Consider the following 13,858-nt stretch of genomic DNA (forward strand, 5'->3'; position numbering starts at 1 on the left):
ACTTCCTCGGCTGGAAGGGTGCCTGAGGGCGGTGCGTCTGCGCGGCCGGTGAGAAGATCGTTGGCGTGACCAGCGCGCTGCGTATCGACCGGGTTCTCGGTGACCGGCCCTTCGCCGAGATCGGTGAACCCGCCCTTGCCGTCGCCGACGAGAGTCGTGGCCTGCTGGCAGTGGCCGGCACGGACAAGTTCGGTACAGCGCCGGTAGGCGTCTACGGCATCGGCGATCTGGGTTGCCGCGCCATCCTCCGCTCGGGACACCCCGTGCACGCGATGGCCTTCCATCCCACGTCTCCCCTGCTGGCGGTAGGCACAGGCGGCTACGACGGCGGCTACTTCTTCGAAGGCGAGCTGCTCCTGATGGACCTGGAAACAGGTGCCGGGGTGTCACTCATCGAGGACCCGCTGGGCCGTCAGGTGCTCGCCCTGGAATGGCTCACCGGTCAGGAACTGCGCGTGCTGATGGCGCCGCCTGACGACTGGCAGGACAAGCAGGCATGGACTGACGGACACGTCGCGGTGGTGCGCCGACGCGATTGGCGAGTCGTACCACCCAGGTCGATCACCGGGGACGAGCTGGCCGGACCGCGGGTCGCCGCACCTCGCCTCGACGGCCGGGAGGACGCCCGCCGCGCGGTCTCCGGCCTGAGCGCGGACTGGGATCCGCGCCGTGACGTCCGTGGGGTCGAGGAGCTGTCCGACGGCAGGATCGTGGCAACGCTCGACGGTGCTCAGGCGGAGTCCTGGCTGCCCTCCGGGGAGCGGCAGGGGATCGTTCCGGACGACATGGGCGGCCGCGACCTCGTCGTGGCTGCCGACGAGCGATCGGTCTGGGTCTGTCTGATGCGGCCCGAGTGGGAGGAACGTCCTCAGCCCCTGGTCAGGCTCTCGGCCGAGGACGGGATGCAGCTGGAGCAGCTCACGTCGGCCGCCCCGGCGTCGCTGGTGCGCTGCGGCGACGGTCTCCCGGCCGTCGCACCCGCCGGGGAGGGCGGCAGGCTCCGTATCCGGCGCGGCAGCCGGATCTACGTTCGGCAGATCGACCGCGAGCGCGAGTGGACGCCCGGACCGGCTGAAGCCTGGCTCGCCGCAGCCGACCTGCAGGATCCGGCGACAGACGGGCATCCCCGTGAACCGGCGGAGCAGGACTTCCGTCGCCTGTCTCCGTACTCGTGGACGCCAGGGGAGACACATTTCGCCGGCCCTGGCGCGGAGATCGCGGACGGCAGCCTCGTCCACGCCGGGACCGTCCATCACGGCCAGGGACTGCAACCCGGTGGCTCGTTCGTAGTAAGGCGCACGGTGACCGACGGACAGCCGCGTTGGATATTCCGGACCGACCGGAAGGCCACCGACCTCGACGCGGACGCGAACACCGCCTATGTCGCCTATGAGGATGGTGAGATCGTGGCGCTGGACCTTCACGACGGCGCCGTACGCTGGCGCGAGCAGCTCGCCGTCGCCGGGGTGCCCGCCATACCGACCGCACTGACCGTGGCCGGACCCGGACGTCTGCTCGTAGGCACCAGCGACGGGCGGATCTTGGACTGCTCGGTCGGCTAGCTGCCACCCGTCAGGGATGCACCCAGCGCCGATCACCGCCGACGTGTTCAGCCGCGGGCCGCCGCCTGGAGGCCCGCGACCTCCTCTGGGCTCAGCACCCGGTCGAAATAGGCGAAGTCGCTTATCGCGCCGGTGAACGAGCCCACGTCGCCCGCGGCCGCGTCCCAGTGCGTCCACTTGCCCGCCCCGAGGTACGCGTAGGACGGTACGAGGTACGCCGGGCGGCCCTTCAGCTGCCGGGTGCCCGCCTCGGCCCCGTCGAGGTACAGGACCTCGTGCAGGCCGTCGGCGGACTTCGTCAGCGTGACGTGGTGCCAGCGGCCGTCGTCGACCCTCGACCGGGTCGTCATGCTGCGCACCGGCAGGCCTTTGACCCCGCTGTCGTAGTAGCCGGCGTGCAGCAGCCCGTCGGTGCCGACGTACAGCGACGGCTCCAGGCCGAACTCGGCGTACTCCAGCAGCGGCGTCTTCGACGTGCCGTACAGCACGCCCGGTCCGTTCGCCTGGAACCACATGGTCACGGTCAGGGCCTTGCCCTTGAGCAGCGAGTCGCGGCGCGGCAGCTCCACGAACCGGGGCCGGGCGGCCGGGCCGCCGTTGTCGTCGGCGAACGAGGGCGCCGGCGTCTGCGCCCCGAACGGCCCTTCGACCGCGGCCAGCCGCACGTCGTGGTAGGTGGCCTCGGTCGTGGACGCCACGTTGGCGGCCGTCGCCTCGGTGCGTTCACGCAGCGGGAAGTAGTCCACCGGCCGGGCTGCCAGCACCGCTTCGGCGTACCGGGCCGCCCGGGACGGCTGCGACGGCGCGGAGCTGCTGGCCGTGACCGCGTTCGGACCGTTGGCGGCCCGGTCGCTGGCGAGTTTGATCAGCACCGCAGCGGTGACCAGGGCGAGTGCGACGGCTCCTGCCATCGCCAGCCGCAGTCCCCAGCGTCGGCCGGGGCGTGCCGTGGCGCCCGCGCCCGGGGCGGCGGGCACGTACGCCGGAAGGTGCGGGGTGTGGGCCTCCCGCGCGGGAACCGCTGCGGATGCGTACACCGGGGTGGGCGGCAGCTGCGGGGACGACGGCGCCGGCGAGACGTCGGGCAGGCTCATCGTGACCGGTTGCGGTAGCGGCGGTGGCACGGTGGAGACGGGCGGGCCGTCGGCGGCGCCGACCGCGACCGCGTCGGCGGCCAGCAGGGTCGCCGGCGCCGCAGCCGGTGCGACCGTGCCGCCCGCGCCGCCGGGTGAGGCGCCCAGCAGCAACTCCCGCGCCCGTTCCGGGCGCATCCGCTGCCGCGGCTCCTTCACCAGCAGGCCTTCGATGACCTCCGCCAGCCCGGCGGTGCCCGCGTTGACCGCGGGCGGGTGGGGCCGTGTCGCGCTGGCGAACATACCGGCCACCGGGTCGTCGTGCGAGAACGGCGGCGTGCCCTCGACCAGGAAGTACAGGACCGCACCCAGGCCGAAGTAGTCGCCTTCGACGCCCACGCGGCCGGTGACGATCCGCTCGGGCGCGATGTATCCGGGTGAGCCGAACGCCAGGCTGGTATGGCTGCGCGCCACGTCGGACACGATCCGTGCGATCGAGAAGTCGGTGACGAAGATCCGGCCCTGCTCGGTCAGGAGCACGTTGGACGGTTTCACGTCGTGGTGCAGCACCCGCTGCTCGTGGGCGTGCAGCAGCGCGTCGAGAATGGACAGGCCCACCTGCGCGGCCCGGGTCGGGGTCATGGTGCCGTGCTGCTCGACGTACTGGTGCAGCGATCCGCCGGAGACGAACTGCATCACGATCATCGGGGAGTCGGCATCGACGATGACGTCGTGGACGGTGACGATGCCCGGATGGGACAGCCGCGCCGCGGCTCTGGCCTCGGCGGCCGCGCGTGCCATCACGTCGTCGTTGCCGGTCTCCCCCGCGACCGCGAACAGCTCCTTGACGGCGACCGTGCGGCCCAGCAGCTGGTCGGTCGCGCGCCAGACCCGGCCCATGCCGCCGACGCCGATGACCGCTTCGACCAAATAGCGCCCGCCGACGAGATCACCCTCGTGTAGCACCTAGACCCCCGGTAGCACGTCCGCCGAAACTGTCGCGACCTGGCGCCTGCTGCGGCGCCGTCGGCGCGCCGGGGCACCGCGGACGGGGAGGTCCCGGTGGCAGGCCACGCGGCGCCGACTCTACCGCCAGGTCGATGGGACGGCGCACGGCGGCAAGCGATACGACACATACGGTCTCCGGCGGCCCCGCACCTGGCCGGGAAGCGGACCCGAACCGGCAGGGGCCTTGGGCCGCGAGACCCGCCCCGCGTCACCGGCGTCGTCCTAACCGGCTGCGGGCCTCCACCGATCATCGGATCAGCCGCGGCTGCCGGGTCTGACTAAACTCGACCGGTGCCCGGCAGCACCGCTCTTCGAGCCGGACGCCGGACAGGCAGCGCGGATCGGACCTGGGAGGTGGCGTGCGGGTAAGCGACGTGATGGCTGCGTTCCCTGCGTACATACGGCTTGGCGCCACGATCCGCAGGGCGGCTGAGGTGCTCAGCGTGTCAGAGGTCGGCCAGCTGATGGTGCTGGACCACGAAGGCCGGTTCGTCGGCTCGCTCGCCGAAGAGGACCTGGTGCGGGCCATGCTGCCCGGCTTCGATGACGTCACCGCCGGCGGTGGGACGCTTGCCGACGCATTCCAGCTGTTCCTGGAGCGGGGCCGCAGCCTCGCCGACCGCCCCGTCGATCCCCTCGTCGTACGCGACGCGGCGACCGTGCGCTCGACCGACGAGCTCGCCCGAGCGGCGATCGTCATGATCGACCGTGGGATCCGGAGGCTTCCCGTCGTCGACGACGGCAAGCTCGTGGGCACGCTGTCACGCGCCGACCTGTGCCGAGCGGTGATCTACCATTCCTGAGCTCCGGCTGGTCGTGACCGACCGGCATACCCAGGCGACCAGCGAGCAGGTGTGCGCGCTGCCGATCACCTTCGGCCGTGATGTCGGCATGGCCGCGGTCGCGCTCGACGATCCCACCATCTCCCGGCAGCACGCACGCCTGGAGATCATCGACAACTATCTCGTGCTCACCGACCTCGACAGCACCAACGGCACCTACGTCAACGACGAGCGGCTGAGCCGCCGCCAGGCGCTGGTGACCGGGGATCGGCTACGGATCGGCCGGTACGACCTGACGTGGACGTTCCTCGACCGCAACGCCACCGTGCTGCTCGACGAGTCCCACCGGACCATCCTGCGGCCGGACAGCCCGCCTGAGGTCGCCGCACGGCGGGTGGTCGAGGCCGCGCAGACGCACAACCAGCGGGTCGGCCACGAACTCGACGGGTTCCTGTCGCTGGCGCACGGGTTCCTGCCCGCACAGCCGCCGCTGACGGCGTTCCCCGACTCGCACCGCGCCTGGGACGAGATGACCGACCGGCTGCCCGACCTGTTCCGCAGGCTCCAGGTGCGCCGGGCGTTCGACGCGATGCCGGTCCTCGACGCCCGGCCTGAGGCGCTGCCCGACCGGTATCTGCTGCGCGCCTCGACCCTGCTGGGCGTGTTCGCCCACGCCTACCAGTACATGGCGATCGACCCGCCGGCCGCGCTGCCCGACTCGCTGCTGCGACCGTGGACCACCGTGTCGCGCCGCCTGGGCAAGCAGACCCCGGCCGTGTCGTACATCGACCTGTTCTTCTACAACTGGCGCCTGCGCGACCCGGCCGGCCCGCGCGCGCTGGACAACATGGACCTGCTCGTGCCGACCTGGAACAACGCCGCCGAGCGGGTGTTCTACCTGGTCACGACCGAGTTCGCGATGGGGCTCACCCCCGTGCTGGGCGCGATGCTCAACGCCCAGGAGGCGGTGGTCGCCGACGACCCGGCCGCCCTGGAGGGCGCGCTGCTGACGATCCTGGACCGGTTGCAGCACGTCACGCAGTCCATCTACCCGCAGATCGACCCCAACCCCCGCGGCCGGTATCCGCTCGACCAGGTGCTGTGGGCCAAGACCGTCGGCACCGCCGGAGTGCCGATCTTCGACGGCGCGCCCAGCCCGAGCGGCACCGCCCAACCGCAGATCCACGCCCTGGACGCGTTCCTGGAGCGCAGGGACTACGGCACCATGGTCGGCCAGCAGAGCACCTACCTCGCCGGATACTTCCCCCGCCACTGGCAGGAACTCGTGGCGGCGCTGCGCGAGGTGTCGGTGCGCCAGTACGTGGAAGACTCCCGCAGCAGCGCCCTGCGCGGCGTCTACAACGCCATGCTCGACGCCTACACCGGCGACCGCGGCTGGATGGGCCTGCACCGCATCAAGGCGTACGGTTTCCTGGAGGTGGCGTTCAAGGTCGGCCGGCAGGTGACCACCGGCGCCCGGTTCACAGGCCTGTTCAAAGACCGGACCTGGGACAAGGTCGACGGGGAACTGGCCGTCGTCCGTGAGGAGCGCCGCCCTCCGGTAGGAGCGCCCGTGGTGTTCGGGACCGCCCGCCGGGGCCGGGTCGTCACCGGCGAGTCCGGTGCCTGGACCTGCTATCTGGACATCGACGTCACCGGCCAGGGCGTGCACCACCTGCCCGGCGACCGGGTCGGCGTGCTGGCCGAGCACGACGACGACCTGGTACGCCGCACGGTCGCCGCGCTGCAGGCCACCGGCGACGAACTGGTCCCGCTCACGCCGCGGTGGCGGGCGGCGGTGGCGTGCCGGGAGGGCTACGGCGAGGTCGACGTCCTGCCGCTGCGGACGCTGCTGCGCTTCGCCCAGCTCCGGCCGATCGGCCGCGAGGTCGCCAAGCGGCTGGTGCGGCTCACGGCCGTCGGCGCGTGGCAGCGGGTCGTCGACGCCCGCATGGAGGACCAGTGGGAGCTGTGGGACGTCCTGAACCTGCTGTACGCGGGAGGATACGACGTCACCCGGTTGTGGCGGGCCGAGTCGACCGACGACGACGCCCTGTGCGCGGTCATCGCACCTGAGCCGTTCCGGCTGTACTCGATCGCGTCTGCTGCGCCGCCCGGCGAACCGGCGGCCACCCTGCGACTGGTCGTCGCCGGGCTCGCCTACACCTCCGCCCGCACGCCGTGGTCATACCCGCGTGCACGGCAGGGCGCGGCCTCGCATTTCCTGCGCCGGGCGGGCCTCGACGGCCGGCAGCGGCTCTCGCTGCAGATCGTGGCCACGCCCAGGTTCCGGTTGCCGGCCGACCCGGCCCGGCCCGTCGTCATGTTCGCCGCCGGATCCGGGATCGCCCCGTTCCTGGGGTTCGTCGCCGCCCGCACCGGGCCGGGCGAGAACCGGCTCTACCTGGGCATCCGGACACCGGACGAGTTCGTCGAACACACCGACCTCGACGATGCGGCCGCCGCGGGCCGGCTGCGCCTGTCCGTGGCGTTCTCCCGCGCCGAAGCCGCGATCCACTTCGACGGCCGGCGCCACAGCGTCGGTGCCGGGCAGCGGCGCCGGGTCGACGACGTGATCCGTGCCGAAGCCGACGCCCTCTGGGAGCTGCTGCGGCCCGTCGCGGACGGCGGCGGCGGCGCTTCCGTCTACGTCTGCGGCAGTTCGCGTTTCGCGGTCGCCGTCCTCCAGGCGCTGACCGACATCGTGCCCGGTGACGGCCGCGAGTTCCTGCGCCAGCTGGTGGCCGACGGGCGCCTGTCCCAGGACGTCTTCACCACCTATCTCGGCCACGCCCAGCAGACCCCCCGCGTCGAGATATCGGACCTGGCGCAGCACGACACGCCCGACGCCGGTTACTGGATGGCGATCGGCGGCGCCGTGGTCGACGTCAGCGAGTTCATCCACCTGCACATCGGCGGGCCGCACATCGTACGCAACTACGTCGGCATGGACGCCACCGCCGCGTACCGCAAGGTGCTGCACCACGCCAACGCCGAGATCGACTCCCAGCTGTCGATGTACCAGATCGGCCACCTGCGCCGGCTTCAGTTCGGCGCCCGCTGGGGCGTGGTGCTCACCGAGGACGGCCTGCACGCGCTGCCGCTGGAGGAACTGTTCCGGACCTGGGTCCGGTTCCTGTACATGCTGGTCGCGATGAAGAACGCGCTCACCGCCGATTACGGCTTCACCGCCTCGGTCACCACCATGGGCGAAGATCCGGGCGAGCTGACGCCCTTCAAGGCGCAGTACGTCATCGAGGGGCACCGCCGGTTCCTGGTCAGCTACCTCGACGGGCTCCTGCACGGCGACCTGCGCACCCTGTGGCAGCAGACCGTCGGCTTCTGCGACCCGCGGCAGGACATCCGGCACTTCGACACCGAACTCGCCGCCCTGTCGGCCCAGCCGGACGTCGCACTGGTCCGCAACTCCGTGACCGCCGTCAAGGCACTGCTGCTGGCCGACGACGACCACCGCCGGGTCACCGCGTTGTGCCGCACGTACGCCCATGCCGACGTCCAACTGCTCAGCGACCTGAAGACCGCCGTGCTGCGGGGCATCCGGGCCTTCGAGATCCACGAGGCCGACGTCGTCGAGCAGGCAGGAACCACGCTGCTGGAAGCCACCCGTGACGCGCTCGCCGCGGTGTCGGCCTACTACACGCGGCTGGCCGGGCAGACCCGCACGCACGGCGTCACCGCCGACGATGCGGTGGAGGAGGCGATTCCGGTGGACCGGGGCCTGCCGGGTCACGGCGGCCCGCTGCTGGTTCCCGACCAACCGCCGACCGGGAACTGACGCTCCTGCGCCACCGCCGTCCTACGACGAGGTGGCGAGTCGAACCCGTTGGTACGCTTCGCGGATGCTTGACCTGCAAACGCTGCGCGAGGCACTTCCCGGCGAGTGGCGGGTCCTGGCGACGACCTTCCCCATGTGGCTGTCGGGACGACGGCTGCAACCCATGTTCCGGTACGGGCTGCTCGCCGACGAGCCGCTCACGTTCAGCGACGAGGTCACCTACCGCACCCGCGGCGGCGCCACGAAACGGATCCTCGGCGTCGACCGGTTCGACCCGGCGACCGGGGCGTTCACCTGGCGCGGGCGCGGCCTGCTGCGGCCGCTCAGCAGCCGGTGGCGGGTGGAGCACCTCAGCGACGACCGGAACCTGATCGTCCTGTCGTTCGCCCGATCCCTGGTCACCCCTGCGGGCGTGGACGTCGTCGGTCGGGGCGGCGGGGACCACCCGAACGCCCGAGAGCACATCCCCGCAGAGGCCCTCGTTCCGGAGCTGCACTGGCTGTCGTGACATCCGTGCCGGACAATCTCCGGACGTGACCCTGAGCCCCCCGCCGCCGATCGTCCCCGGTATTCCGTTGCTGGGCAACGCGTTGCAGATGATGGGCGACGTCCAGCAGTTCCTTGTGGACTCCTACCACGACCTGGGCCCGGTGTTCCGGGTACGCGCCCTGAACCAGCCGTTCGTCATCATGGCCGGGGCCGCCGCCAACCGCTTCCTGATCGAACACGGCGAGCAGGTGTTCACCAGCGAGGAGAGCTTCGGCGGGCTCGACCGGGAGTTCGGCATGCGGGTCCACGTGCTGCGCGGCCGCCCGCACCGGCACCTGCGCAAACTGCTCGCCACCGGTCTGTCCCGCGACCTGCTCGCCGCGCGGTGGGACCAGGTCGCCGACCAGACCGAGCAGATCCTCGACGGCTGGGCGGACCAGCCCGCCGTGTCCGTGGTCGACGCGTGCCAGCGGCTCGCCGCGGCCCAGCTGTCCATCGCCTACACCGGGGCGAGTTCGGCCGCCCGGTTCGAGACGCTGCGATCGGCCTTCGAGCTCGTCCTCGACGTCACCATCGCCGGGAAATGGCCGGCTGCGGCACTGCGGTGGCCGTCCTACCGCCGGTCGCGGGCAGAGATCCACCGGTTCGCCCGCGCCGCGCTCGCCGAGCGGGCGGCCGGGCCGCGCGACGGCACCCCCGACCTGCTCGACCTGGCGCTCGACGCTACCGACGAGCACGGCGTCCCGTACCCGCTCGACGTGCGGGCGGGGATGGCGTTGCAGGGCTACTTCGCGGGCGTCAACACGGTCGCCTACCTCTACAGCTTCATGATCGACGTGCTGCTGCGCAATCCCGCCGTGCTCGCTCGGGTCAGGGCCGAGGTCGACGCCGCCTATCACGGCGGTCGTCTGTCGTTCGACCGCCTGCGCGATCTGCCCGCGCTGCATGGCCTGGTGATGGAGACCCTGCGGGTCCACCCGCCGGCGCCCGGCTCCGCCCGGACCGCGACGCAGGGGTTCGACTTCGCGGGCTTCCGCATCGAGCGGGGGCAGCGCGTACTCGTCGCGACCTGCGTCACCCACCAGCTGCCCGAGCACTTCCCCGATCCGCAGCGGTTCGACCTCGACCGGGACTTCGCAGCCGCGCGCAGCGCGGCGGTCTACGCGCCCTTCTCGGTCGGCGGCCACACCTGCCTCGGCGCCGGGATGACCCAGGTCCTGTCCGTGGCGACAACCGCGATGCTGGTCCGCCGGCTGAGTCTCTCGCCGATGCGACCGGAACGCCCGTTGCGGATCACGGCCACCCCCGGTCCGAACCCCGGCCGACGGTTCAAGGTCAACGCCTTCCCGCGCGGCGCTACCGGCGAAGCGCAGGCTGCGCGCTCGCCCGTCGCCTCGCCGTGACATCGGCCGTCGGACGCCGTCGGCTACGGGGCGCCCGCTACCCCGGCTTCACCGACTGAAGTTAATTTTCGCCACCGAGTTGTTACATGAAGTTTCTCGATATCAAAGATGTGTATTCCTTAATGTCTATGGGCCGACTGTTTCCCATCCCCCGGGAGGGCCCATGTCATCCGTCCGATCCCCACTGATCCGCCGCGCCGCAGCACTGGCCAGCGGATTCGCACTCGCCTTCGGCGCCGCGCTGGCCGTGCCCACCGCGGCGCACGCCAGCCCCGACTACGGCCCGGCCGCCTGGGTGCCCGCCAGCACCAGCAACTACACCGACGCCAGCCGTGAGACCGACTACAACATCAACTACGTGGTCATCCACACGATCCAGGGCTCGTACACCAGCGCCATCAACTGGTTCCAGAACCCGTCGGCCCAGGTCAGCGCCCACTACGTCGTGTCCAAGACCGGCGCGGTCACCCAGATGGTCCGCGAGTCCGACATCGCCTGGCACGCCGGCAACTGGACCTACAACACCCAGTCCATCGGCATCGAGCACGAGGGCTACGTCGAGCAGGACGGCTGGTACACCGAGGAGATGTACCAGGCGTCGGCCGCGATCGTGCGGAGCGTGACCAGCAAGTACGGCATCCCGCGCGACCGCGCCCACATCATCGGCCACAACGAGGTCCCGGGCGCCACCCACACCGACCCGGGCTCGAAGTGGAACTGGACCTACTTCATGCAGCTCGTCAACGGGACCACCCCGCCGTCGTGGTCACAGACCGTCGACAACACCACCGCGGGCCGGTTCACCGCCTCGGCGAGCTGGGGCACCTCGACCTACTCCACGCAGCGCTACGGCGCCGACTACCGCTACGCCGACCCGGTGGCAGCCTCCGACCCGGCCTGGTACAAGTTCAACATCCCGGCCACCGCCTCCTACAAGGTCGAGGTCTGGTATCCCGCCCTGCCGGGCTACAACAACTCCACCCCGTACGTCATCGCCACCACCGGCGGCAACCAGTCGGTGGCCGTCAACCAGCAGGCCACCGGCGGCAGCTGGCGCACCCTGGGCACCTTCACCCTGGCCGCCGGCGACTACAACGCCGTCGGGGTGAGCCGGTGGACCTCCGGCACCGGCTACGTCATCGCCGACGCCGTCCGGCTGACCCGCGTCTGACCCACGCACGCGCCGGAGCGGCCCCGGGCCGCTCCGGCATGTCGGACCCGGGCACGCTTGCCCAGCTCAACCCGGTCGCCCACACTGGCAGACGTGATCGACGAGCGGTGGCCGACCGTGCTCGGAGTGCCGATCGACTGCGTGGGCGTGCCCGAGGCCGGCGACCCGCCGTTCGGCACCGAACTGTCCCCCGCCGCGCTGCGCGGCGCCGGCCTGGTCCGCGCCGTCGGCGCGGCCGACGCCGGAGACCTGCCGGTACGGCTCGTCGGCCGCGACCGCGACCCCGAAACCGGCGTACTGGCCTGGCCCTCGGTCCGCGAAACCACAGCCGCGGTACGCGCCGCCGTCGCCGGACTGCTCGCCGCCGACCGCATCCCCCTCGTCATCGGCGGCTGCTGCACCCTGCTGCCCGGCGCACTGGCCGGAGCCCGCGACGCCCTCGGCCCCACCGCGCTGGCCTACCTCGACGGCCACCTCGACCTGTACGACGGCCGCACCTCCCCCACCGGCGAACCCGCCGACATGCCCATCGCCGTCGTCACCGGCGTCGGCCCCGCCGCCTGGGCCGCCGACGTCGGCGCACCCCTGCTCCAGCCCGGCCAGCTCGCCCTGCTCGGCCCCCGCGACCGCGCCGAAGCCCTCACCTACGCCACCAGGCTGCCCGAGCAGCTCGGCCACCAGCCGGAGCTCACCCCGGACACGCTGCGGGCCGACGGCATGGCCGCCGCGGGCCTGCACACCTCGGCGCAGCTGTCGGCCGCGACCGGCCGATACTGGGTGCACCTGGACGTCGACGTCCTGGACCAGGCCGCATTCCCGGCCACCGACTACCTGATGCCCGGCGGGCTGAGCCTGCCCGAGCTCGGCGCGCTGCTGCGGCCGCTGCTGGGCAGCACCGCACTGGCCGGGATGTCGCTGGGCTGCTACAACCCCGACAAGGACCCCGACGGCGCCTGCGGCCGGGAACTGGTCGACATGCTCGCCCAGGCGCTCTGCCGGGACTGATCGGCCGACCGCTCGGCGGCACGGGCGATGTTGCGGGCCATACCGCCGAAGATCAGCGCGTGGAACGGCACGATCGCCCACCAGTACGCGTGCCCGGCCAGGCCGTGCGGGATGAACACCGCCCGCTGGTCGTAGCGGCTGTGCCCGGACCGGGCCGGGTCGCGGGTCACCCTCAGCTCCAGCCACGCCTGGCCCGGCAGGCGCATCTCGGCGCGCAGCCGCAGCAGGTGCCCCGGCTCGACCTCCTCCACCCGCCAGAAGTCCAGCGCCTCCCCCACGTACAGCGCGACCGGGTCGCGGCGGCCGCGGCGCAGCCCGACCCCGCCGATGAGCCGGTCGAACCAGCCCCTCAGCGCCCACGCCAGCGGGTACGAGTACCAGCCGGTCTCCCCGCCGATGCCGGTGACCACCGACCACAGCGCGCTCGCGGGCGCGTCGACCAGCTTGGTGCGGTTGTCCAGGTACACGCTGCCGCCGGACCAGTCCGGGTCGGTCGGCAGCGGCTCGGCCGGCGCACCCGTCCAGGTCGCGTTCGACCAGCGGGTCTCCACGTCCGCGTCACGGATCTTGACCAGCGCCAGGGCGACCGCCTCGTCGAAGCCTTTCAGGCCGCCGGGCGGCGGTGCGGCGTACGCCTCGATGTCGTGCTCGTGGCAGACGGCCTCGTGCACCAGGCTGGCCACCAGCGGTTTCGCGAGCGCGCCCGGCACCGGCGTGACCAGCCCGACCCACTGCGAGCTCAGCCACGGCGACAGCGTGCGCACCCCCATGATCACGCGCGGGGTCAGCCCCGCCACCCGGGCGTAGCGGTGCATCATGTCGCGGTAGGTGAGCACGTCGGGACCGCCGATGTCGAACGACCGGTTCAGGTCCTCGGGCACGCTCGCGAACGCGACCAGGTAGTGCAGCACGTCGCGGACCGCGATGGGCTGGATCCGGTTGTCGACCCAGCGCGGGGTGACCATGACGGGCAGCCGCTCGGTCAGGTACCGCAGCATCTCGAACGAGGCCGAACCCGACCCGATGATCACCGCGGCGCGCAGCGTCACCGTCGGCACGCCCGAGGCGGTCAGGATCGCCCCGACCTCCTCGCGGGAGCGCAGGTGCGGCGACAGGCCGCCGCCGGGGCCCGTATGCGGCGCCGGGCCGCCCAGGTACACGATGCGTTTGACCCCGGCCCGCAGCGCGGCGGCGGCGAACGTCTGCGCGGCCCGCCGGTCGGTCCGCTCGAAGTCACCCGAGCCCAGCGAGTGGACCAGGTAGTACGCGACGTCGACGCCGTCCAGCGCGGCGCGCATGTCCTCGGGTTTCAGGAGGTCGCCTTCGACGATCTCGGCCCTGGCCGCCCACGGGACGTCGCGCAGCCGGTTCACCGACCGGGTCACGCACCGCACCCGATGTCCGGCTTCGATGAGGCGCGGCGCCAGGCGCCCGCCGATGTAGCCCGTCGCCCCGGTGACGAGCACCCGCGTCTGGTCGGCCATACGCCCAGCGTAGGGCGTTCGGAGCGTCGGCAAGGGCAGCTTCTCCCCTAGTCCGCGAGGTTGTGCTTCGCCGATCATGGCCGCC

Annotated in this window: 9 protein-coding genes; 7 read left to right on the forward strand and 2 right to left on the reverse strand. The window is 72.0% G+C overall.

Annotated elements, in window-relative coordinates; genetic code table 11:
* Window positions 1-65: 65 nt before the first annotated feature.
* Window positions 66-1,562 carry a PQQ-binding-like beta-propeller repeat protein gene (locus Cs7R123_RS23210; protein WP_212829825.1) on the forward strand — a complete coding sequence of 499 codons (1,497 nt, stop codon included), beginning with the start codon at window positions 66-68 and terminating at the stop codon, window positions 1,560-1,562.
* Window positions 1,563-1,609: 47 nt separating this feature from the next.
* Here the strand turns inward: Cs7R123_RS23210 and Cs7R123_RS23215 are convergent, their stop codons facing one another.
* The gene (locus Cs7R123_RS23215; RefSeq protein WP_212829826.1) at window positions 1,610-3,601 is read right to left on the reverse strand and encodes a protein kinase; all 1,992 of its coding nucleotides are present in this window, start codon (window positions 3,599-3,601) and stop codon (window positions 1,610-1,612) included.
* 419 nt (window positions 3,602-4,020) lie between these two features.
* Between Cs7R123_RS23215 and Cs7R123_RS23220 the strand changes: the two genes are divergently transcribed.
* The 6 genes from Cs7R123_RS23220 to Cs7R123_RS23245 all read left to right on the forward strand — a co-directional run bounded on the left by Cs7R123_RS23220 (window position 4,021) and on the right by Cs7R123_RS23245 (window position 12,289).
* Complete coding sequence (locus Cs7R123_RS23220) at window positions 4,021-4,446, forward strand: HPP family protein (protein WP_244872453.1); 426 nt, start codon at window positions 4,021-4,023, stop codon at window positions 4,444-4,446.
* A 13-nt stretch (window positions 4,447-4,459) separates the two neighbouring features.
* On the forward strand, window positions 4,460-8,221 hold the full coding sequence (locus Cs7R123_RS23225) for an FHA domain-containing protein (protein WP_212829828.1): 3,762 nt from the start codon (window positions 4,460-4,462) through the stop codon (window positions 8,219-8,221).
* 64 nt (window positions 8,222-8,285) lie between these two features.
* Entirely contained in the window at window positions 8,286-8,729 is a 444-nt protein-coding gene (locus tag Cs7R123_RS23230; RefSeq protein WP_212829829.1) for a hypothetical protein, read from the forward strand.
* Between the two features lie 25 nt (window positions 8,730-8,754).
* The gene (locus Cs7R123_RS23235; protein ID WP_212829830.1) at window positions 8,755-10,113 is read left to right on the forward strand and encodes a cytochrome P450; all 1,359 of its coding nucleotides are present in this window, start codon (window positions 8,755-8,757) and stop codon (window positions 10,111-10,113) included.
* 163 nt (window positions 10,114-10,276) lie between these two features.
* A complete protein-coding gene (locus Cs7R123_RS40805; protein ID WP_212829831.1) occupies window positions 10,277-11,284 on the forward strand; it encodes an N-acetylmuramoyl-L-alanine amidase in 1,008 nt (335 codons plus the stop codon).
* Between the two features lie 93 nt (window positions 11,285-11,377).
* Entirely contained in the window at window positions 11,378-12,289 is a 912-nt protein-coding gene (locus Cs7R123_RS23245; RefSeq protein ID WP_212829832.1) for an arginase family protein, read from the forward strand.
* Here Cs7R123_RS23245 and Cs7R123_RS23250 read toward each other — a convergent pair.
* Window positions 12,208-13,773, reverse strand: a complete 1,566-nt coding sequence (locus Cs7R123_RS23250; protein WP_212829833.1) for an SDR family oxidoreductase — start codon at window positions 13,771-13,773, stop codon at window positions 12,208-12,210. The two genes, Cs7R123_RS23245 and Cs7R123_RS23250, sit on opposite strands and share 82 nt — an antisense overlap.
* Window positions 13,774-13,858: the final 85 nt, after the last annotated feature.

This window comes from Catellatospora sp. TT07R-123 (assembly GCF_018327705.1).
Lineage (GTDB): Bacteria > Actinomycetota > Actinomycetes > Mycobacteriales > Micromonosporaceae > Catellatospora.